17 protein-coding genes are annotated in these 20,911 nt (G+C 65.8%); 7 read left to right on the top strand and 10 right to left on the bottom strand.

The features are described 5' to 3' along the window. Positions 1-79: 79 nt before the first annotated feature. Both ACVN9Z_RS10385 and ACVN9Z_RS10380 read right to left on the bottom strand, forming a co-directional pair. Positions 80-586, bottom strand: a complete 507-nt coding sequence (locus ACVN9Z_RS10385) for a hypothetical protein (RefSeq protein ID WP_006388624.1) — start codon at positions 584-586, stop codon at positions 80-82. Positions 587-774: 188 nt separating this feature from the next. Further along, positions 775-1,674, bottom strand: a complete 900-nt coding sequence (locus tag ACVN9Z_RS10380) for a LysR family transcriptional regulator (protein ID WP_020925264.1) — start codon at positions 1,672-1,674, stop codon at positions 775-777. An 83-nt stretch (positions 1,675-1,757) separates the two neighbouring features. Between ACVN9Z_RS10380 and ACVN9Z_RS10375 the strand changes: the two genes are divergently transcribed. After that, positions 1,758-2,600 carry an alpha/beta hydrolase gene (locus tag ACVN9Z_RS10375; protein ID WP_223203286.1) on the top strand — a complete coding sequence of 281 codons (843 nt, stop codon included), beginning with the start codon at positions 1,758-1,760 and terminating at the stop codon, positions 2,598-2,600. A 143-nt stretch (positions 2,601-2,743) separates the two neighbouring features. Further along, on the top strand, positions 2,744-3,724 hold the full coding sequence (locus ACVN9Z_RS10370) for a Bug family tripartite tricarboxylate transporter substrate binding protein (protein ID WP_020925266.1): 981 nt from the start codon (positions 2,744-2,746) through the stop codon (positions 3,722-3,724). A 544-nt stretch (positions 3,725-4,268) separates the two neighbouring features. Here the strand turns inward: ACVN9Z_RS10370 and ACVN9Z_RS10365 are convergent. After that, positions 4,269-4,718, bottom strand: a complete 450-nt coding sequence (locus tag ACVN9Z_RS10365; protein ID WP_006388620.1) for an Lrp/AsnC family transcriptional regulator — start codon at positions 4,716-4,718, stop codon at positions 4,269-4,271. A 138-nt stretch (positions 4,719-4,856) separates the two neighbouring features. Here ACVN9Z_RS10365 and ACVN9Z_RS10360 point away from each other — a divergent pair, with 138 nt between their 5' ends. From ACVN9Z_RS10360 to ACVN9Z_RS10340, 5 genes are all read left to right on the top strand, one after another. Continuing rightward, positions 4,857-8,363: an indolepyruvate ferredoxin oxidoreductase family protein gene (locus ACVN9Z_RS10360; protein ID WP_458213510.1), complete on the top strand. Its 3,507-nt coding sequence runs from the start codon at positions 4,857-4,859 to the stop codon at positions 8,361-8,363. 303 nt (positions 8,364-8,666) lie between these two features. Next, positions 8,667-11,597 (top strand): ribonucleoside-diphosphate reductase subunit alpha, encoded by a 2,931-nt coding sequence (locus ACVN9Z_RS10355; RefSeq protein WP_024067687.1) that lies wholly within the window; start codon positions 8,667-8,669, stop codon positions 11,595-11,597. Positions 11,598-11,617: 20 nt separating this feature from the next. Beyond that, the gene (locus tag ACVN9Z_RS10350) at positions 11,618-12,817 is read left to right on the top strand and encodes a ribonucleotide-diphosphate reductase subunit beta (protein WP_006388616.1); all 1,200 of its coding nucleotides are present in this window, start codon (positions 11,618-11,620) and stop codon (positions 12,815-12,817) included. A gap of 345 nt (positions 12,818-13,162) precedes the next feature. After that, a complete protein-coding gene (locus ACVN9Z_RS10345; RefSeq protein WP_458213370.1) occupies positions 13,163-13,825 on the top strand; it encodes a histone H1-like DNA-binding protein in 663 nt (220 codons plus the stop codon). Positions 13,826-14,004: 179 nt separating this feature from the next. Then, complete coding sequence (locus ACVN9Z_RS10340) at positions 14,005-14,565, top strand: YggT family protein (RefSeq protein ID WP_006388614.1); 561 nt, start codon at positions 14,005-14,007, stop codon at positions 14,563-14,565. A gap of 64 nt (positions 14,566-14,629) precedes the next feature. Here the strand turns inward: ACVN9Z_RS10340 and ACVN9Z_RS10335 are convergent, their stop codons facing one another. From ACVN9Z_RS10335 to ACVN9Z_RS10305, 7 genes are all read right to left on the bottom strand, one after another. Beyond that, on the bottom strand, positions 14,630-16,078 hold the full coding sequence (locus ACVN9Z_RS10335; protein ID WP_149894808.1) for a D-alanine--poly(phosphoribitol) ligase: 1,449 nt from the start codon (positions 16,076-16,078) through the stop codon (positions 14,630-14,632). A gap of 16 nt (positions 16,079-16,094) precedes the next feature. Further along, positions 16,095-17,222, bottom strand: a complete 1,128-nt coding sequence (locus ACVN9Z_RS10330) for a membrane-bound O-acyltransferase (RefSeq protein WP_006388612.1) — start codon at positions 17,220-17,222, stop codon at positions 16,095-16,097. A gap of 7 nt (positions 17,223-17,229) precedes the next feature. After that, positions 17,230-17,436 (bottom strand): hypothetical protein, encoded by a 207-nt coding sequence (locus ACVN9Z_RS10325; RefSeq protein WP_053498818.1) that lies wholly within the window; start codon positions 17,434-17,436, stop codon positions 17,230-17,232. After that, positions 17,433-18,611 (bottom strand): D-alanyl-lipoteichoic acid biosynthesis protein DltD, encoded by a 1,179-nt coding sequence (locus ACVN9Z_RS10320; protein ID WP_006388610.1) that lies wholly within the window; start codon positions 18,609-18,611, stop codon positions 17,433-17,435. The genes ACVN9Z_RS10325 and ACVN9Z_RS10320 overlap by 4 nt, the downstream gene beginning before the upstream one ends. After that, positions 18,589-18,828 carry an acyl carrier protein gene (locus ACVN9Z_RS10315; RefSeq protein WP_006388609.1) on the bottom strand — a complete coding sequence of 80 codons (240 nt, stop codon included), beginning with the start codon at positions 18,826-18,828 and terminating at the stop codon, positions 18,589-18,591. Before ACVN9Z_RS10315 ends, ACVN9Z_RS10320 begins: the two co-directional genes overlap by 23 nt. A 415-nt stretch (positions 18,829-19,243) precedes the next feature. Next, entirely contained in the window at positions 19,244-19,747 is a 504-nt protein-coding gene (locus ACVN9Z_RS10310) for an outer membrane lipoprotein (RefSeq protein WP_006388608.1), read from the bottom strand. 220 nt (positions 19,748-19,967) lie between these two features. Continuing rightward, positions 19,968-20,909, bottom strand: coding sequence for a carbohydrate kinase family protein (locus ACVN9Z_RS10305; protein ID WP_024067683.1), 942 nt, complete (start codon positions 20,907-20,909; stop codon positions 19,968-19,970). Between the last annotated feature and the right edge of the window lie 2 nt (positions 20,910-20,911).

Genomic DNA, 20,911 nt, shown 5'->3' with positions numbered 1-20,911 from the left:
CCCGCTTGGCGACGCCGGCCGGCGGATTCCGTCCGTCCGGCGCAACGTCGGGTTGCCGGCCGGGCCGGCCGGACCGGGATCAATACGGCAGGCGGTAGCCCTGCGGCATGCGGCGCGCGGTAACGACCTGGCCGCCGCTCTTGAGTTCCCGCAGCGTCAGCTTGGCCTGCTCGACTTTCTCGACACGGTAGCGGTTGACGTAGATCGGATCGGCGGCGTCGACGATCTCGCCGTTCGATTGCGTGGTCTGCATCGTGTAGACGCCGTCCACCACGCTCCAGCAACCGGTCTCGCGCAGCGCCGGGCGCGTCTTGCGGCCGATCTTCAGCTGGGTTTCGTAGGCCATGCGGCCGTCGGCGTACAGCACCGTGAGCGCCTGGAAGTCACCGCTGACGCCCTTCGGCCTGGAGTTCGAATACCAGGTGCCTATCATGGGATCGCCGCTTTTCGCCGGTACGCACGCGGCCGGCTTGGGCGGGCCCTCCGGCTGGGCCTCGGTGATGGAGGCGGGTTTCCGGGCGGCGCAGCCGGCCAGGATCAGAAGGGCGCAGGCCACGCCCGCCGAACGCAAATACACACTGCTCATGACTTCCTCAACACGTCTGTCGACGCGCCGCGCCGCTCAAACCGGCACGCCCCCGCGCAGCAAACATCACGCACTCTAAAGATGCGCTGGTGAAGAATCAACGACGATCGGTGGCGTGTGCAATTGCGCAACAGTCCTTGTCGAAAACCCCGTGTTTTAAGGCCTCAACGCGCAAAAATGCGTTGGTTTCAAGCGACACTGCGACCACCGCGCGCGGCCTTGGCGCGCAGCATTTCCTCCATGCGCGCGGCGGCCGGCGACAGGTGGCGGCCAGCCAGCCGGGTGATGCCCAGCTCGCGCTCGATGCGCGGCCGGGCCAGCGGCACGAAAACCAGACCAGGCGAATCCGGCGGCACCCCCAACCGCGCCAGCACCGTCACGCCCACGCCGCGCTCCAGCATCGCCAACAGCGACATCATGTTCGACACGAACACCTGGCGCTCCATCATGAATGCGGCCTGCGGATGGTCCGCCAATTGGCGATGGGCCACCGTGCCCACCAGCGGCAGCCCGGCGATCTCGCGCCAGGTCACGGACTTGCGCCCCGCCAGGGGATGGCCGCGATGGCAGACCAGCCCGAATGCGTCGCGCAGCAGCGGCTCGAACGCCAGCCGCCGGTCGCGCAGCACCGGGCTGCACACCCCCAGTTCCACCTCGCCCGCCAGCACCATGCGTTCCACGCCCTCCGAGTTGTCGTCGAACAGGCGCAGCGCCACCGCCGGATAGCGCTCGCGATAGGCCGCCACCAGCTCGGGCAACCAGTGCATCGCGACCGTCGCCACCGAGGCCATGGTCAGGGTGCCGGCCTCGTTGCCGGCCAGCCCCGCCAACGTGCCGGCCACGCGATCATGGTGCTCGACCAGCTCGCGCGCCAGCGGCAGGCAGTCCTGGCCGAAACGCGTCAGCGCGTTGCCATTGCCGCGCTCGAACAGCGGCTGGCCCAGGCGTTGCTCCATTTCGCGGATCGACAGCGACAGCGCCGGCTGCGAGCGGAACGCGCGCGCGGCGGCGGCGCGAAAGCTGCGCAATTCGGCCACCAGCAGGAAGTGGCGGTAGTGCGCAATGGAAAGTTCGGGCAAGGCGGGCATCGGAACACCTGATTTGATGAACTTATCAAATCATAGGAAAAATAAAGTTTTCTCATCATAGGGCGGCACTTAACATGGCCGCAATGACTACCGCGACTCTCTCCCCCGCCCGCGCCCAGGCCGTCGATCCGCTCGACTTCAGCCTCGCCGACCGGCTGCCCGCCCGCGCTGCCGGCCAGGGCCGGCTGCTGACCGCCGCCGCGCCCAACGGCAGGCCCGGCCTGCTGCTCGTGCCCGGCGCCTATCACGGCGCCTGGTGCTACGCGCACTATCTGGACCATTTCGCCCGCGCCGGCCTGGCCTGCGCCGCCATCGACCTGCGCGGCCACGGCCCCTTGCCGCAGCCGCCCGGCTTCGTCGACACGGGCATCGCCGACCTGGCCGCCGACGTCGTCAGCGCGCTCGACCTGCTGGACGCGCCCACCGTCGTGGTGGGCCACAGCATGGGCGCCCTGCCCGCGCTGCTGGCCGCCAGCCAACGCCGCGTTGCCGGCGTGGTGCTGATGGCGCCGTCGCCGCCCGCCAACCTGCCCGGCGCGATGGGCCTGCCGCCGGTGCCCGCCGACGCCGTGCGCGCCGCGCCCGCCGCCAGCGAGATCCGCGCCCGCTTCCTGGCCACCACGCCAACACGCGACGTCAGCGCCGTCACCCAACGCCTGAATCCGGAAAGCCCGCGCGTGCTCAACGACCGCTACCTGCTGCGCGTGCCCGTCGACCCCGCCGCCATTGCCGCTCCCGGGCTGTGCCTGGAGGCAGGCCTGGACACCCACGACCGCCATCCCCCCGGCCAGGACCACGCCATCGCGCGCCTGTTCGGCTTTTCCCACGCCGTCCTCGCCGGACAACCCCATTGCATGATGTACGGCGACCAATGGCAGGTTGGCGCGGACGCGATCCTCGACTGGTATCGCCAGCAGTTCGGCTGACCCGCGACGGCCGCCCACGCCGGACACCATCGACATCCGCCAACGAACCCCAAGCAGATCCACCCGGCCCGCGCTCAGCGCGCCATGACACACCCCGCAAGCCATAGAACATGACGGCGCCACCGCCGCCCCAGGAGACAAGCATGACCCTCACCGCCCTCGCGCCCCGCGCCTTCCTGCGCCATGCGCTCGCCGCCGCCAGCCTGCTGCTGGCCGCCACCACGCACGCCGCCGGCTGGCCCGAGAAACCCATCACGCTGATCGTGCCATCCGCCGCCGGCGGCGCCGCCGACCTCACCGCCCGCACCTTCGCCCAGTTCCTGGGCAAGCAGACCGGCCAGACCGTCATCGTCGAAGACCGCCCCGGCGCCGGCGGCATCGTCGGCACCAACGCCGCCAGGAACGCCGCCGCCGACGGCTACACCTTCCTCTTGTCCACCAACTCGACCCACGCCGCCAACCAGTTCCTCTACAAGCGCCTGCCCTACGACGCGCAAAAGGACTTCGCGCAGGTCGGCATGCTCGGCACCTTCGGCACCGTCGGCATCGTCGCCCCCGACAGCCCCTATCGCACCGTGCCGGAACTGGTGGAGTACGCCAGGAAGCATCCCGGCGAAGTCTTCTTCGGCTACTACAGCTCGTCCTCGCAAGTGCCGTCCGAACTCTTCAAGCAACGCGCCGGCATCAACATCGGCGCCGCCGGCTACAAGAACATCACCCAGATCATCACCGACCTGCGCGGCAAGCAGATCGGCTTCGCCTTCGTCGACTACCTGACCGCCATGGGCCAGATCGACGGCAAGGGCCTCACCCCCCTGGCCGTCACCGCCGCCCAGCGCCACCCCGCCTGGCCCGACGTCCCCACCATGTCGACCTACTACCCCGACTTCGTCGTCGCCGGCTGGCTCGGCATCTCCGCCCCCGCCGGCACCCCGCCCGACATCGTCGCCAAGATGAACGCCGCCACCCAGGCCGCCGTCAACGACCCCGCCACCGCCGACAAACTCCGCGCCCTCGGCCTGACCCCCGAAGCCATGGACACCGCCCGCTTCGACACCTTCGTCAAGGAAGACACCGCCCGCTGGAAGGAATGGATCAAGATCTCCGGCATCCAGCCGCAGTAACCGCCCACTGCAAATAAAGAAACGCCCTCTATATATAGAGGGCGTCGCAATATAGAGACCATCAAAAGATCGCGCCCATCGAATCAAGCGCGATGACGCAGGATTCACCAGCCCCTCCCATCACGATCGCGCCGCGCCATTGCCCCCCGAGCAACGCCTCTCTCCAGCAGCGCGCAGCGTCCGCCGCCTCGACGCAAGACACCCAAATGCCAAAAAGCAGCCGCCCGCGCGGCCGCTTTTTTGGCGACCCCGCAAGATCCTCCCTCCCCCCCAGATTGACGGCAAAAACGCCAAGCACACAACTCGCCCCAAAGCCCGGCCGTTAAGTCTCATCAAAAGCGGGAGCCGGGGCAGGCGGGGGATGGCGGGGCGTGTAGATGCGCCCGACGGAATCTGAAGGAACAGCCGAAGGCTGTGACGAAGATGAGGAAGGGGCAGTCCGGAGCGAACGCTCCGGACCGCAATCGTAGCCCCGCCATCCCCCGCCTGCCCCGGCTCCCGCGACTAAAGAACCCCACCCCCCGCAAGCAAATAAAGAAGCCCCCTACAAAGGCAACTTCAACTCATGCTTGATCTCCCGCAACGCCACAATCGTCCGCGTCTGCCGAATCCCCGGCATATTGAACAAGAACCGATGCAGAAACCGGTCATAAGCCTCCGGACTCTCCACAAGAATCTTGAGCAGAAAATCCGAATCCCCCGTCACCGCATAGCATTCGAGAATCTCCGGCGCATCCCGCACCGACCGCTCGAAGTTCTCCACCGTATTCGCCGAATGCCGCTCCAGGCTGATCTGCGCAAACATGCAACCCAGCCCCACCTTGCTGCGATCCACCTGCGCGCTGTAACCCTGGATCACGCCGCTGGCCTCCAGCGCCTTCACCCGCCGCCACACCGGCGCCGCCGATAGCCCCACCTTGTCCGACAGCTGCTGTGCCGAGGCCCGGCCATCCTCCTGCAGGGCCTTGAGGATGCCGATATCGGTCTTGTCCATCGTCTTGTCTCCTTTTTGGGTCGAAATTCCGCGAACACGAAATATTCATTGCGAATTATAGGGATAGCACGATCCGAAAACGCAATAAACCCGATGCCTCGCGAACCTATCATGGTGCCGACTACAGGAGCATTCATGATGGACGGCACCCCCGCCCCCGAGCCCGCGCTGGACCTCGACTACCAGCTCGCCGACAACCTCACCCGCCAGACCGGCCGCATCTTCCTGACCGGCACCCAGGCCCTGGTGCGCATCATGCTGACCCAGCGCCGCGTCGATCGCGAGCGCGGGCTGAACACCGCCGGCTTCGTCTCCGGCTACCGCGGCTCGCCCCTGGGCGGCGTCGACATGGCGATGTGGAAGGCGCAGAAGGCGCTCGACGCCAACCAGATCTCGTTCCTGCCCGGCATCAACGAAGACATGGCCGCCACCGCCGTCATGGGCACACAGCAGGCCGGCATGCGCGCCGACCGCAACGTCGATGGCGTCTTCGCCATGTGGTACGGCAAGGGCCCCGGCGTGGATCGCGCCGGCGATGCCCTGCACCACGGCAACGCCGCCGGCGCCTCGCGCCATGGCGGCGTGCTGGTGGTGGTGGGCGACGACCACACCGCCGTCTCCTCCTCCATCCCGCACGCCAGCGAGGCCTCGCTGATCGGCTGGCAGATGCCCATCGTGCACCCGGCCTCGATCGACGAATACGAAACCTTCGCCCTGTGGGGCTGGGCCCTGTCGCGCCACTCCGGCACCTGGGTCGCCTTCAAGGCCGTGTCCGAGACCATCGAGAGCGGCCACTCCTTCACGCCCGCGCCGGTGCGCAGCTACGACATGCCGGCCGATCCGGACCTGCCGCCGGAAGCGCTGGAATACTCCGCCCGCGACTTCCTGTCGCTGGCGGTCGAAACCCGCATGAACCTGCGCATGAAGGCGGTCGCCGCCTTCGCCCGCCGCCACAGCATCGACCGCCTCACCTGTCCGGCGCCCAAGGCCACCGTCGGCATCGTCACCGTCGGCAAGGCCCACCTGGACGCCATGGAAGCGCTGGCGCGCCTGGGCGTGGACACCGTCACCGCCAACGCGCCGGTGCGCATCTACAAGCCCGGCCTGACTTGGCCGCTGGACGCCGAACGCATGCTCGAGTTCGCGCGCGGCCTGTCGCACATCCTCGTGATCGAGGAAAAAGGCGCCGTGGTCGAGACCCAGCTCAAGGACCTGCTGTTCAACCTGCCCGAGCGCGCCACCGTGGTCGGCAAGAAGGGTTTCGACGGCGAGACGCTGGTGCCGTCCGCCGGCCAGCTGCGCCCGTCGCTGCTGGCGCGGCCGCTGGCCCAATGGCTGTCGCGCAGCGCCGGCCTGCAGCCCGGCGTCGACCTGGCCACCTTCGACTGCCAGGACATGCTGTCCAACGACGCCGACGGCATGCGCCGCCGGCCCTATTTCTGTTCCGGCTGTCCGCACAGCACCTCGACCAAGGTGCCCGAAGGCAGCCAGGCGCTGTCGGGCGTGGGTTGCCACTACATGGCCGCCTGGATGGACCGCGACACCGGCGGCCTGACCCAGATGGGCGGCGAAGGGGTCGACTGGATCGGCCTGTCGCGCTACACCAAGATGCCGCACATCTTCCAGAACATGGGGGAAGGCACCTATTACCACTCCGGCTACCTGGCGATCCGCCAGGCCGTGGCCGCCAAGGCCAACATCACCTACAAGATCCTGTTCAACGACGCCGTCGCCATGACCGGCGGCCAGCCGGTGGATGGGCCGATCTCGGTGCCGCAGATCTGCCAGCAGCTGCGCGGCGAGAACGTCGCCCGCATCGTCGTCACCAGCGACGAACCCGAGAAATACCAGGGCGTGGACCTGGGCGCCGGCATCAAGGTACACCACCGCCGCGACCTCGACGCGCTGCAACGCGAGCTGCGCGAGATCCCCGGCGTCACCGTGCTGATCCACGACCAGACCTGCGCCGCCGAAAAGCGCCGCCGCAGGAAGAAGAACCAGTTCCCCGACCCGGCCCGCCGCATGCTGATCAACAGCGCCGTGTGCGAAGGCTGCGGCGACTGCGGCGTGAAATCGAACTGCCTGTCGGTGGTGCCGCTGGAAACGCCCTACGGCCGCAAGCGCGCCATCGACCAGTCCAGCTGCAACAAGGACTATTCCTGCGCCGAAGGCTTCTGCCCCAGCTTCGTCTCGGTCATGGGCGGCAAGCCCAGAAAGAGCGCGGCGCCCAAGGCCGACCAGGAACGCCTGCAGCGCCTGATCCAGCAACTGCCGCTGCCGCAACCGCCGGCGCTGGAACGCCCTTACCGCCTGCTGGTGGCGGGCATGGGCGGCACCGGCGTCATCACCATCGGCGCCATCGTCTCGATGGCCGCGCACCTGGAAGGCCTGTCGGCCGCGGTGCTGGACCTGACGGGCCTGGCGCAGAAGGGCGGCACGGTCGTCAGCCACATCCGCCTGGCGCCCGCGGGCGCGGCCGCCGGCCCGGTGCGCCTGGACTGGCAGCAGGCCGACGCCGCCATCCTGTGCGATCCGGTCGCCGCCGTGGCGCCCGACTCGCTCGGCGCGCTGCGCCGCGGCCACACGCAGGTCACCGTCAACACCTACGTCGCCCCGGTGTCCGATTTCACCCGCAACCCGGACGCCGCCATGCGGCCGGAAGCGCTGCTGGCCAAGATCAGCCACGCCGCCGGCGACGAGCACACCGCCGCCATCGATGCGCACGAGGCCGCGCTGGCGCTGTTCGGCGACAGCATCCTGTCGAACATGTTCATGCTGGGCTACGCCTGGCAGCGCGGCTGCGTGCCGCTGTCGCAGGCCGCCATCAACCGCGCCATCGAACTGAATGGCGTCGCCGTGGCCGCCAACCGCGCGGCCTTCGACAGCGGCCGCCTGGCCGCGCACCAACCCGAAGCGCTGGAAGGCGCGCTGCGCCCGCGCGCCCAGGTGGTGCAACTGCATGTGCCGGAAACCTTCGAGCGCGCCGTGGCGCGCCGCGTCGAAGACCTGACCGCTTACCAGGACGCCGCCTACGCGCAGGCCTACCGCGAGGTGGTCGAACGCGTCGCCGCGCGCGAGCGCGAGCTGGCGCCCGACGCCAGGACGCCGCGCCTGGCCATGGCGGTGGCGCGCGGACTGTTCAAGTTGATGGCCTACAAGGACGAATATGAAGTCGCCCGCCTCTATACGAGCGAGGCCTTCCAGGCCCAGCTCAAGGGCCAGTTCGAGGGCGACTACAGCCTGCGCTTCCACATGGCGCCGCCGATCTTCGCGCGCAAGGACCCGCGCACCGGCGTACCGCGCAAGGTGATGCTGGGCCCGCGCACCATGACCGCGCTCAAGCTGCTGACTCGCTTCAAGCGCCTGCGCGGCACCTGGTTCGATCCGTTCGGCCACACCGCCGAACGCAAGATGGAGCGCGCGCTGGTGGGCGAGTACCGCCAGACCATAGACCAGTTGCTCGCAGGGTTGAACCGCGACAACCTGGCGCAAGCGGCTACAATCGCCGCCCTTGCAGAAACCATCCGCGGCTTCGGCCACGTGAAGGCTGCGAACGTCGAGAAGTACAGGACGGAGCTGGCCCGCTTGATGCAAAGCTATACGGCGCCTGCCCCGCGCGATGTACCCCTGCGGAAAACCGCATAAACACTCGCGCTGAGCGGCATTCTCCTGGGCGCGCCTTGCTAGGCGCGCCCAGTGCATTTAGTAACAATGTTTTGGGAACCTGATCCTATCTTCTTCTTGTAGCTGTCGTACTCGATCACTAGAATTAGTGTCCAACGAGGGGTGCTACACTACATCTTGTGGTCGCCTAACCGCTGATACTCGTCGGCCACGCCATGCGGATTCGTCCGTCCAAGCGTTGCGACCCCCTCAATAAGATCCAATTTCGTACCTGACATGACGTCGTCATGTCGCTATCTACGCGCTTTTCGCACAGGAGCTTCCATGCAGACTACGATCGCCTCTGTGACCCGGCCCTCGGCCGTGCCGCCCTCGCAAACCGATTCCCCTGCCGACGCCAACGGCGGGCAATGGGCCAGCTACAACATCATCCGCCGCAATGGCTCGGTGGTCGGGTTCGAACCCGGCAAGATCGCCATCGCCATGACCAAGGCCTTCCTGGCCGTCAACGGCGGCCAGGGCGCGGCCTCGGCCCGCGTGCGCGAGCTGGTTGAACAACTGACGACCCAGGCCGTCAACGCGCTGGTGCGCAACCGCCCCGGTGGCGGCACCTTCCATATCGAAGACATCCAGGACCAGGTCGAACTGGCCCTGATGCGCTCGGGCCAGCACGACGTCGCCCGCGCCTACGTGCTCTACCGCGAGAAGCGCACCCAGGAACGCGCCGCCGCCGCGGCCGCCGAAGGCCAGCAGAAGGTCGACGCCGTGCCGCAGGAAAACGTGCTGCACGTCACGGATGCGGGTGTCCGCCGTCCGCTGGACATCGCCGAACTGCGCGCCACCATCGTCGCCGCCGGTGAAGGCCTGGCCGAATTCATCGACTCCGAAGCCATCCTGAAGGAAACGGTCAAGAACCTGTACGACGGCATCCCCGTCGACGAAGTGTTCAAGTCCGCCATCCTGTCGGCGCGCGCGCTGGTCGAGAAGGACCCGGCCTACAGCCAGGTCACCGCCCGCCTGCTGCTGCACACGATCCGCAAGGAAGTGCTGGGCGAGGAAGTCTCGCAGGACGGCATGGCCGCCCGCTACGCCGAGTACTTCCCCACCTTCATCGCCCGCGGCATCGAAGGCGGCCTGCTGTCGCCCGACCTGGCCGGCTACGACCTGACCAAGCTGGGCAAGGCGCTGAACGCCAAGCGCGACCTGCAGTTCGGCTACCTCGGCCTGCAGACCCTGTACGACCGCTACTTCCTGCACATCCGCGGCACCCGCATCGAACTGCCGCAGGTGTTCTTCATGCGCGTGGCCATGGGCCTGGCGCTGCGCGAGACCGATCGCGAAGCCCGCGCCATCGAGTTCTACGAGATCCTGTCGTCGTTCGACTTCATGAGCTCGACCCCGACGCTGTTCAACTCGGGCACCCTGCACTCGCAGCTGTCGTCGTGCTACCTGACCACCGTCTCCGACGACCTGGAAGGCATCTACGACGCCATCAAGGAAAACGCCCTGCTGGCCAAGTACGCCGGCGGCCTGGGCAACGACTGGACCCCGGTGCGCGCGCTGCGCAGCCACATCAAGGGCACCAACGGCGAAAGCCAGGGCGTGGTCCCGTTCCTGAAGGTCGTCAACGACACCGCCGTGGCGGTGAACCAGGGCGGCAAGCGCAAGGGCGCGGTCTGCACCTACCTGGAATCGTGGCACCTGGACATCGAGGAATTCCTCGAACTGCGCAAGAACACCGGCGACGAGCGTCGTCGCACCCACGACATGAACACGGCGAACTGGATTCCCGACCTGTTCATGAAGCGCGTCATGGAAGGCGGCGAATGGACCCTGTTCTCGCCGTCCGACTGCCCCGACCTGCACGACAAGTACGGCAAGGCCTTCGAAGAAGCCTACGTCGGCTATGAAGCGCGCGTCGCCAGCGGCGACCTGAAGCTGTTCAAGAAGATGCCGGCGCTGACCCTGTGGCGCAAGATGCTGTCGATGCTGTTCGAAACCGGCCACCCGTGGATCACGTTCAAGGATCCGTGCAACATCCGTTCGCCGCAGCAGCACGTCGGTGTGGTCCACAGCTCGAACCTGTGCACCGAGATCACGCTGAACACCAACGAATCGGAAATCGCGGTTTGCAACCTGGGGTCGGTGAACCTGGTCGCGCACATGAAGCCGGCCGCTGGCGGCGGTTTCGAACTCGACCACGAGAAGATCAAGCGCACCGTCAGCATCGCCATGCGCATGCTCGACAACGTCATCGACATCAACTATTACGCCGTCGACAAGGCCCGCAACTCCAACGCGCGCCATCGCCCGGTGGGCATGGGCATCATGGGCTTCCAGGACTGCCTGCAGATGATGCGCGTGCCGTACGCATCGCAAGCCGCCGTTGAATTCGCCGACCGCTCGATGGAAGCGGTGTGCTATCACGCCTACTGGGCCTCGAGCCTGCTGGCCGAAGAACGTGGCCGCTATCAATCGTACGAAGGCTCGCTGTGGTCGCGTGGCATCCTGCCGCAAGACACGTTGAAGATGCTGCGTGACGAACGCGGTGGTCATGTCGAGGTCGATGAATCGAGCACCCTCGATTGGGATGCGTTGCGCGCGCGCATCAAACAACATGGCATGCGCAACTCCAATTGCATCGCAATCGCCCCAACCGCGACTATTTCCAATATCATTGGTGTATCTGCGTGCATCGAACCCACTTTCCAGAACTTGTACGTCAAATCGAATCTCTCCGGCGAGTTCACGGTCGTTAACGATTACCTCGTGCGTGACCTGAAGAAACTCGGTCTCTGGGACGAAGTCATGGTCGCCGACCTCAAGTACTTCGACGGCAGCCTGTCCCGCATCGATCGCGTACCTTCCGAACTCCGCGAACTCTACGCCACCGCGTTCGAAGTCGAACCGAGCTGGCTGGTGGAATGCGCCTCGCGTCGCCAGAAGTGGATCGATCAAGCCCAGTCGCTGAACATCTACATGGCCGGCGCCTCCGGCAAGAAGCTGGACGACACCTACAAGCTGGCCTGGAAGCGTGGCCTGAAGACGACCTATTACCTGCGTACCCTTGGCGCCACCAGCGCCGAGAAGTCGACGGGACGCGGCGGCGAACTGAACGCCGTCAGCGCTGGTGGCACTTCCGCCGCCGCCCCCGTGTCCGCTGCACCTGTTTTGCCGGAACCCGAAGTTCTCGGGGCGGTTTGCACCATGCGGCCGGGCGACCCCGGCTTCGAAGAGTGCGAAGCCTGCCAATAACCGCCTCCGGAGAATGAATCATGATTAATTGGGAAGACGACACCCTCGCCACGCAACCTGCACAAGCCCCCGCGCCCGCGGCGGGCGGGCAGGCTGCGCCCGAAGTCCGGGCGGCGACCGGCGTGTTCGGCGACACCGCCATGCCGACCCCGGCCGCGCCGCAGCATGCGGCCGGCCTGACGGCCAGCGGCAACGCCACCTCGCAACGCGTGAAGGTCGCCGACAAGCGCATCATCAACGGCCAGACCGACGTCAACCAGCTGGTGCCGTTCAAGTACAAGTGGGCATGGGAGAAATACCTGGCCACGTGCGCGAACCACTGGATGCCGCAAGAAATCAACATGTCGCGCGACATCGCCCTCTGGAAGAACCCGAACGGGCTCACCGAGGACGAACGCCGCATCGTCAAGCGCAACCTGGGTTTCTTCGTCACGGCCGACTCGCTGGCCGCGAACAACATCGTGCTGGGCACCTACCGCCACATCACGGCCCCCGAATGCCGCCAGTTCCTGCTGCGCCAGGCCTTCGAAGAAGCCATCCACACGCACGCCTATCAATACATCGTCGAAAGCCTGGATCTGGACGAAGCGGAGATCTTCAACGCTTACAACGAAGTGCCGTCCATCCGCGCCAAGGACGAGTTCCTGATTCCGTTCATCGACGCGATCGCGGACCCCAACTTCAAGACGGGCACGCCCGAAGCCGACCAGACGCTGCTGAAGTCGCTGATCGTCTTCGCTTGCCTGATGGAAGGCCTGTTCTTCTACGTTGGCTTCACGCAGATCCTGGCGCTGGGTCGCCAGAACAAGATGACCGGCGCGGCCGAGCAGTACATGTACATCCTGCGCGATGAATCCATGCACTGCAATTTCGGCATCGACCTGATCAACACCGTCAAACTGGAAAATCCGCATCTGTGGACGCCGGAATTCCGCGAAGAAATTCGAGAACTCTTCCGCAAAGCGGTCGAACTCGAATACGCTTACGCCGAAGACACGATGCCGCGCGGTGTGTTGGGCTTGAACGCTCCCATGTTCAAATCCTACCTGCGCTTCATCGCCAACCGTCGTTGCCAGCAAATCGGTATCGAACCGCTGTACCCGCAGGAAGAGAATCCCTTCCCGTGGATGGCGGAAATGATCGACCTTAAGAAGGAACGCAACTTTTTTGAAACTCGCGTGATCGAATACCAAACCGGTGGCACGCTGAGCTGGGAGTAACGCAGTTCGCCTTCGGGCCCGGCGCGGGCACGCTCTTGCAAGAGCGTCGCGTTCGCGCCAGGCCTTGAGGGCGATCTCCCAGGTCAGGGTGTTTTCGAACACGTAGAACAAGCGGTAGGCGGTCTGTGATCAGGCTGCCCACCGGCGCCATTTGAAATGGCTCGCGCCAAAGGAGCGGGGGCCATATCAAATGGCTGTGCCGAATTCATTAGCGCAAACCGTAGTAGCTGTTGCTCGCACAGAACAGCGGCATGCGCCGATGAATAGCCCGGGCACGGTTCGCCTTGTTGGCGGATCGGGGCACGGGTTTAAGTTCTGGGACCCCTGAACCTAAGGAGCATGACCATGGCAACAGCCAAGAAAGCCGTAAAGAAAGCGGTGAAGAAGCCCGCCGCCAAGAAGGCAGTAGCTAAGAAGGCCGCTCCGGCCAAGAAAGCTGCCGTCAAGAAGGTAGCCGTCAAGAAGGTCGCCGCCAAGAAGCCGGCGGTGAAGAAGGTTGCCGCCAAGAAGCCGGCCGCCAAGAAGGTCGCGAAGAAAGCGGTAGCCAAGAAGGCCGTCGCCAAGAAAGTCGCGGCCAAGAAGCCGGTAGCCAAGAAGGCAGCGGCCAAGAAGGTCGTCGCCAAGAAGGCGGTTGCCAAGAAGGCGGTTGCCAAGAAGGCCGTCGCCAAGAAAGCGGTAGCCAAGAAGGCCCCCGCCAAGAAAGCGGTTGCCAAGAAGGTCGTCGCCAAGAAAGCGGTAGCCAAGAAGGCCGTCGCCAAGAAGGCGGTTGCCAAGAAGGCCCCCGCCAAGAAGGCGGTTGCCAAGAAAGTCGTAGCCAAGAAGGCCCCGGCCGCCAAGAAGCCCGCTGCCAAGCCGGCTGCGAAGCCCGCCGCTGCCAAGAAGCCGGCTGCGAAGAAAGCCGCTCCGAAGAAGCCCGTCACGCCGCCGTCCACGGCAGCCGCTCCGGGCGCGAAGACCGCGCTGAACCCCGCCGCGTCGTGGCCGTTCCCGACGGGTGGCCGTCCGTAATCGGACCGGTCACAACGGCAGCAGTGCCTCAAACCGCCTGGCCTTGGCCAGGCGGTTTTTATTTCGGGCCGCCTGGCGCGCCTACCGCAAGAAAGAACGCCCGCTCGAGGGGCAGGACGCCACCGTTGCCGCATTGCCGTGAGACAATAAAAGCCGTCTTCATTAGGTAGATAGCGTCCATGCTCGGTGAAATCCTCCGCTTCCTGCTCGAAATCGCATTCACGCTGTTCGGCGCGGCCCTGATCGCCCGCGCCTGGATGCACGCGATACGGCTGCATCCCTTCAACCCGCTGGCGCGCGTCATCTACCAGGCCACCAATTGGCTGGTGCTGCCCCTGCGCAAGATCATTCCCGCGGGCAACAAGATCGACTGGACCAGCCTGGTGGCAACCTGGCTGTCGGCGCTGGTCTATCTGGTGTTGATCTGGCTGGTCGCCATCGGCGCGCTGATCCCGGCCGCATTGCTGCCTTCGGCCATGCTGTCGGCGCTGCTCATGGCGCTCAAGTGGGCCTTGAACCTGATCGTGTGGCTGACCCTGATCCAGGCAGTGCTGTCGTGGGTCAACCCGATGGCGCCCATGATGCCGCTGCTGCAGGCGCTGACGGCGCCGATGCTGGATCCCATCCGCCGGCTGCTGCCGCGCACCTCGATCGACTTTTCGCCCTTGGTACTGCTGATCGTGGCGCAGGTCCTCCTGATGGTCCTGGCGCGCCTGAGCTACGGCCTGATGGGCGTCTGAAAAAACGGAAACAGCCCGGCAATACCGCCCGGGCCATTTTCCGCCATGCGCCGCAACCGGCGCGCTACGCCGGAATCGCGGCGTAGATATCGATCAGCTTCTTGCGGTCGATCTTGTGGTTGTTCGACATGGGCAGCGCCACGCAGGCCACCAGCTCGGATGGAACCATGTAGGGCGGCAGGCGCTGCGCCAGCCGCTCCTTCCAACCCGACAGCGCATCCTGCTCAAGCAGGCAGGCATCATCCCGCCCCGCGGCCGTGCCGGCAACGAATCCAATCAGGCGCACCGCCGTGCCATCGGGCCGGCGCAGCACCGCGCAGGCGCCGCCCGCCACGCCCGGCAGACCATGCAAAGCCTCGTCGATCTCGGCCAGCTCGATGCGATAGCCGTTCAACTTGATCTGGTCATCCATGCGGCCACGGCAGAACAGCAGCCCGTCCGCGCCCAACTCACCCAGGTCACCGGTGCGAAAGCCGCGGCGGCCATCCTCGGCCACGAACAGCTTGGTCTCGTTCAGGTCCTGGCGGTTCAGGTAGCCGCGCATGACGTGGTCGCCGATGATGCAGATCTCGCCGTCCTGGATGCGCAGCTCGCAATCCGGCTTGGCATGGCCGACCGGCAACGGGTCGTGCATCGCCAGCACGGCATCGGTGATGGCGATCCAGGTGGTGGCAACGGTGGCCTCGGTCGGGCCATAGGTATTCAGGATGACCGCGTCCGGGAAACGCTGGCGCAGCTTCTTCGCCAGCGCGGCCGGCAGCGGCTCGCCGCAGAACAGGAAGGTGCGCAGCGTCGGCAGCGTGGCCGGCGAGAAGTCGCGGTTGGCCAGTTGCTGGTGCGCGAACGACGGCGTCGACACCCACACGCTTACGCCGTTCCGCGCCAGCCGGTCCATCCAGGTGGCGGCCGCGCCGATCTGTTCGCGGGAGTTCAGCACGCAAGTGCCGCCGGCGGCGAGCGTGGCGAACACCTCGTACATCGACAGGTCGAAGCTGAACGGCGCCTGGTTCATGAACACCGGCGCCTCGCCCAGGCCGAAGCTGCCCAGCATCCAGTCGCCCAGCAGGCCGACGCTTTCGCGGCCGATCTGCACGCCCTTGGGGTCGCCGGTGCTGCCGGACGTGAACATGACGTAGGCCAGGCCGCGCTCGGCCAGCTCGGCGCCCTCGCCCGGCTCGAAGCCCCCGGCCGCGGCGTCGTAGACGGCGGCGGCGCGCACGATCTCGACGATGCGGCGCAGGCGTTCCGGCGGGTAGATGGTATCGACCGGCACGAATGGCGCGCCGATCAGCAGCGCGCCAACCATGGCAACGAAGAACGACGCTTCCTTGTGGCCATAGATGGCCACCGGCACGTCCGGCGCGGCGCCGTGTTCGCGCGCCTGGGCGGCCCAGGCCTCGGCCTCCTCGCGCAGTTGCGCCCAGGTCAGGCTGCGGTCGGCGCCGACCACCGCGAGCGCGTCGGGCGCGCGCGCGGAGTCAATGAACTGGAAAGTCTTCAGGTCGAAACGCATGCCGAAACTCCCGGCGTCAGATGGGGCTGCGGCCGCTGAACACGTAGAGCGCCAGGGCGGCCAGGATCAGGGTGAGCACGCGTCCGAGGAAACGCATGACGGGCCGCGCCAGCGTGGCCTGCAGCGCCGGCCGGGTGCGGGCGGCGTTGATCAGCAGGTTGTGACCGACCGAATAGGCGCCGAACATCAGGCCGCTGACGATGTAGTGCACCGACAACCCGTTCCATACGCCCATGGCCAACAGCGTGGCGAAGATGCCGATGTTCTGCGCCGCCAGGCGGTGGCGCGAGAAGAACGAGGTCTTGCTCAGCGCCTTGTAGATCGGCATGAACACGACGTCGCGCAGCCATTCGGACAGGCTGATGTGCCAGCGGCGCCAGAAGTCCTGCGGATTCAGCGTCGCCAGCGGGTTGCGGAAGTTGATCGGCAGGGTGAAGCCGAACAGCATGCCGATGCCGATGGCCATGGTGGAATAGCCGGCGAAATCGAAGAACAGGTAGGCGCTGTAGAGCGAGGCGTTCAGCGCCACGCCGGTGAACGAATAATCGTGGGCGTCCAGGGTCGACAAGCCGTAGCGCCAGATCAGCTCGGCCAGGCCGAACTTCTGGATCACGCCCAGCATGATCAGTTCCAGGCCGGTCAGCCAGGTGTTCAGGTTGACGCCTTCATAGCCGCGCTTGAGGTCGGCCTGGAAATTGCGCCAGCGGTACATCGGGCCGGCCAGCAGCGTCAGGGGGAAGAACAGGTAGATGAAGTAGTCCAGTGGCGACACGCGCTCGTTGCGCGGCGCGAACAGCAGCACGTCGATGGCGCGGAAGGTGGCGAACGACAGGCCCAGCATCGCGCCCAGGTGCGACACGCCCGTCTTGACCAGCAGCAGCGGCGTCATGGTGATGACAACGGCCAGCCAGGTCGGGATGTAGTTGCGGCGCATGGCCCACAGCGCGCTGCCCGAGATGGCCAGCAGCGCGATGGGCTGGTAGGGACGCGCCCAGAACACCGCCATCCACACGCCCAGGCAGATCACGCCGATGATGTGGCGATAACCGATGCGCAGCGGCATGCCGACCGAACGGTATGCCAACAGGCCCAGCCCGCCGAACAAGGCGCCGCCGAAAAAGCTCAAACTTGCGAACAATTCCATGCTGCGGTCAGAACTGTTGATATTGGAATTCGACCTTGATAGGTCCGCCGCTGCCCGTGGTGGGCTGCGCCTGCAGCACGAACACCAGGATCACCCCGATATACAGGCACAGGTGCCAGAAGAAGCGCCGCCCCCAGGCCTTGGCCGCCTTGCGGGCGCCCTGCTTCTGGCCGGCTTCGCCTTGCGCCGCATCGGCGCCTGGAATGAGATTCATCGGGAAAAGTACTCCGCAATGCCCTGGTCCGCCATCGCCCAACCGAGTTCGGCCAGATGCATGTCATCGCGCACCATGCCCGGCTCGAAGGGAATGCTGTACATATCCAGGCAACCCATCTGGTAGCGCTGGCACATGCCGGTAATGGCGGCCACCACCGGATCGAAGCGTTCGACGTCGAGGATGAGCTTGGGATTGAACGGCTGGATCACGAAGTAGGCCTTGACCTTGCGCCGTTGCAACAGGGCCATGACACGCGACAGGTCGCCCAGCTCGGTGCGCGTGAGCGGATCGACGTCGGCGAACTCGTTTCGCGCCGGCGAATACAAGGGCGCCAGGTATTGCTTGTAGTAGTCGTCGCGCACGTCGTAGGGGTTGTTGCCGCCCAGCTGGTGTTCGACTTCGCGCGCTTCGTGCGTAAGGCGCGACCATTGGCCCGGGTTGAGCCGCGCCGACGAGGGCCATGTCACGAAGCGATGCGCGGGCACCGACAGCTTGCTGCGCGGACGATCTGGCGCGGGTTCCTTGCGCGCGTTCCACCACAGCGACAGCTTGTCCTTGAGCTCGGCAACCTGGCCGTTGGCGATCAGCCAGAGCAAGCCCCAGTTGGCGTTGTCGCTGATCCAGTTCTGCATCTGTTCGCGCGTGCTGGGCTTGTCCCAGAGACGATCCCAGACCGGGCCGGTGACGTGTTCGGCGAACGCGCTGCGAGGCAGCTGGCCGCCCGAGGCGAACCAGGCCGGCGACACCATGATCACCAGGCGCGTGTTGGGGGTCAGTGAATCCGCGACGGATTCCAGCACGCTGACGATGCCGTAGGACTGGAACATCGCGTGCCCATAGGCCAGCGTCGGTACCTTCAGTTCTTCGGGGAAGAAACGGTAGGGAACGAAGCGCAAGTCGTGGCTGGACAGCTCGGACGAACCCAGCACCACCAACGTGCCGTCGCTGAGCGCATTGCCCAGGCGATTCAGGTTGACGTGCTGCGTGCCCCAATCCGGCCCCAGGTTGGGCAGATAGTTGTTCTTGTCCGACGCCACCGTGGAAACGGGGCGGACAATCCGGGACAGTACGTCATCCGCGCCGCAAAAAGCCCCGTACGCCAGCGCCGCCGCCGTGATGGCGGCCGCGGCGTGGGACAGCAGGCGGGGATTACGAAAGATTGGCAGCGACATAGCCGGCGAGCGTGCGTACCGACTGCAGATGTTCGGCGATCTCGGGAGCCGGGATGCTGCAGCCGTACTCCGCCTCGACCGCCAGCGTGATATCCACGGCGGCGAGCGAATCGACCAGGCCGGTGGCAATCAGTTGCGTATCGGGAGTGACTTTCTTCATGACGATCGACTCGACGATCGCGCCGATCTTGGTGTGGAGTTCTTGCTCGGTGTGCATAGCTAGTACGGCGTTACATTGCCTCGTTGGCAAAAATCATCCCCGCCCCGAGTTTCTGGACGGCGAGTATATAGAAATCAGCTGAAAGTCGTCTGACAGATTTCAGCCTTCCGGAAGGAGTCGCCGATGCACTTGGTTACATCAAATTCACGCGGCGACTTCGTTCACGGGTGCCATCATGGCACTTCAACCGTTGAATCGCCATGAAACTTACAGACCAAATCGCTATAAATGGCTCGAAAAGGTAACGTCTTGGGGTAAATCCCGGGTGTTGCGTTGCAGCGGAGCGACAGAATCCCCTCCTCGCCTCGCTGACTGCCCTGTCCCCAGCCACCAAGGCGATTGTCCAGCCGCCCGCCGGAACGAAAAAAAGCCCGCATGCGCGGGCTTCGGGGGGTGGCAGGCGCCAGAAGGATTACATCGGCGTGACGCGGGTCGGACCGGCGCCGCTGATGACCTGCACACGCTGGCCGACGCTGATCGGCACATCGGCTTCCTGGGCCACGACGCGGGTTTCGCCGTTATCCAGGCGCACCGTGATTTCGTAGCCGGAATTCTTGCCAACCTGGTTTTCCACGGCATTGCCGGCCAGTGCGCCCAGGATGGCGCCGCCGACCGTGGCGATGGTACGGCCCGTGCCGCCACCGATGGCGTTACCTGCCACGCCACCCAGCGCGCCGCCAGCCAGCATGCCGACGCCGCTGGACTTGTCGTTCTGGATGACGATGGGGCGCACGCCCGTCACCGTGCCCGTGCGGACGATCTGTTCGCGCTGGGCTTGATCATAGCTATACACACCGCTGGACGCGCTGCGATTGGCGCAACCGCCCAGGACTGCCATCGAGGTCACGACGGCAGCCACGGCCAGCCACCGGCCGGTACGCGGCGTCAACAAGGAAAAGGTTTTGCTTTGGTTCATTTGGACTCCTCGATCGGGCACAGCCGACGATCTGATAATACTCCGCCCTACGGGGACGGCAGCCTAACGTGCAACACACTGAAACGCACCGCCACGGGCGGAAAACCAGCTTGCGAACCGGCCGCGGCGCTAAACCGCCACGGCCTGTTTTTGCCGGCTATTCGACCATTGCCACGCGGCCGGGTTCCCGCCGCAGCCGGATCGTCAACCCGAAACGGGCTCAGGCCGGCAGGTGGATGCCGTAGGTGGCGTGCAGCACGGCGTCGATCTCGGCGCGCGACGGGGCATGGTTCTGCGGACCGCGCGAGGCGATCTTGATGGCGCCCATGACGTTGCCCAGGCGGCAGCTGTCTTCCCAATTCCAGCCGCTGGTCAAGCCGTAGAGCAGGCCGCCCCGCTGGGCGTCGCCGCAGCCGGTGGGATCGACCACCTGGGTGGCGCGCACCGGTTCGATCTGGAAGCTCTTGCCTTCGGTCAGCAGCGTGGCGCCTTCGGCGCCGCGGGTGACGACCACCGCCTGCAAACCGGTGGCGATGTCCGCCATGCTGCGGCCCGTGCGCTGCTCGACCACGCCGGCCTCGTAATCGTTGACGGTCAGGGCCTGGGCCAGGCCGAGCATGCGTTCCAGGTCGGCGCCGTCGAACAGCGGCATGGCCTGGCCCAGGTCGAAGATGAAGGGGATGCCGCTGCGGTGCAGGCGTTCGGCGTGGGCGAACATGCCTTCCTTGGCATCCGGGGCGACGATGCCCCAGCTCGCCTTGGCATCGCTCAGGTCATTGCTGGCCGAGAACGACATGGCGCCCGGGTGGAACGCGGTGATCTGGTTGTCGTCCAGGTCCGTGGTGATGAAGCATTGCGCGGTGAACGTGCCCGGCACCACCTTGACGCGGCTCACGTCGATGCCCAGGCCGGTCAGGCGCTCGAGGTATTCACCGGCGTCCTCGCCCACGGTGGCCACCGGCACCGGCTTGCCGCCCAGCAGATTCATGTTGTAGGCAATGTTGCCGGAGCAACCGCCGTATTCCTTGCGCATGCTGGGCACCAGGAACGACACGCTCAGGGATTGGATGCGGTCGGCCAGGATGTGCTCTTTGAAGCGGCCTTCGAACACCGCGATGGTGTCGAACGCCATCGAACCGCAGACCAGAACGGGGGTCGCCATGA

This window comes from Achromobacter sp. KK8 (assembly GCF_054188005.1).
Note: the sequence above shows the minus strand (reverse complement) of the source record. Positions and strands in the feature narration are given on the sequence as shown.

Excerpts from the sequence above, each read along its gene's own strand:
- ACVN9Z_RS10380 (WP_020925264.1), bottom strand. The coding sequence starts at position 1,674 with ATGCCCGCCTTGCCCGAACTTTCCATTGCGCACTACCGCCACTTCCTG.
- ACVN9Z_RS10365 (WP_006388620.1), bottom strand. The coding sequence starts at position 4,718 with ATGGACAAGACCGATATCGGCATCCTCAAGGCCCTGCAGGAGGATGGC.
- ACVN9Z_RS10310 (WP_006388608.1), bottom strand. The coding sequence starts at position 19,747 with ATGAACCAAAGCAAAACCTTTTCCTTGTTGACGCCGCGTACCGGCCGG.
- ACVN9Z_RS10320 (WP_006388610.1), bottom strand. The coding sequence starts at position 18,611 with ATGTCGCTGCCAATCTTTCGTAATCCCCGCCTGCTGTCCCACGCCGCG.
- ACVN9Z_RS10335 (WP_149894808.1), bottom strand. The coding sequence starts at position 16,078 with ATGCGTTTCGACCTGAAGACTTTCCAGTTCATTGACTCCGCGCGCGCG.
- ACVN9Z_RS10355 (WP_024067687.1), top strand. The coding sequence starts at position 8,667 with ATGCAGACTACGATCGCCTCTGTGACCCGGCCCTCGGCCGTGCCGCCC.
- ACVN9Z_RS10325 (WP_053498818.1), bottom strand. The coding sequence starts at position 17,436 with ATGAATCTCATTCCAGGCGCCGATGCGGCGCAAGGCGAAGCCGGCCAG.
- ACVN9Z_RS10330 (WP_006388612.1), bottom strand. The coding sequence starts at position 17,222 with ATGGAATTGTTCGCAAGTTTGAGCTTTTTCGGCGGCGCCTTGTTCGGC.
- ACVN9Z_RS10360 (WP_458213510.1), top strand. The coding sequence starts at position 4,857 with ATGGACGGCACCCCCGCCCCCGAGCCCGCGCTGGACCTCGACTACCAG.
- ACVN9Z_RS10305 (WP_024067683.1), bottom strand. The coding sequence starts at position 20,909 with ATGGCGACCCCCGTTCTGGTCTGCGGTTCGATGGCGTTCGACACCATC.
- ACVN9Z_RS10340 (WP_006388614.1), top strand. The coding sequence starts at position 14,005 with ATGCTCGGTGAAATCCTCCGCTTCCTGCTCGAAATCGCATTCACGCTG.
- ACVN9Z_RS10350 (WP_006388616.1), top strand. The coding sequence starts at position 11,618 with ATGATTAATTGGGAAGACGACACCCTCGCCACGCAACCTGCACAAGCC.
- ACVN9Z_RS10385 (WP_006388624.1), bottom strand. The coding sequence starts at position 586 with ATGAGCAGTGTGTATTTGCGTTCGGCGGGCGTGGCCTGCGCCCTTCTG.
- ACVN9Z_RS10370 (WP_020925266.1), top strand. The coding sequence starts at position 2,744 with ATGACCCTCACCGCCCTCGCGCCCCGCGCCTTCCTGCGCCATGCGCTC.
- ACVN9Z_RS10375 (WP_223203286.1), top strand. The coding sequence starts at position 1,758 with ATGACTACCGCGACTCTCTCCCCCGCCCGCGCCCAGGCCGTCGATCCG.
- ACVN9Z_RS10315 (WP_006388609.1), bottom strand. The coding sequence starts at position 18,828 with ATGCACACCGAGCAAGAACTCCACACCAAGATCGGCGCGATCGTCGAG.
- ACVN9Z_RS10345 (WP_458213370.1), top strand. The coding sequence starts at position 13,163 with ATGGCAACAGCCAAGAAAGCCGTAAAGAAAGCGGTGAAGAAGCCCGCC.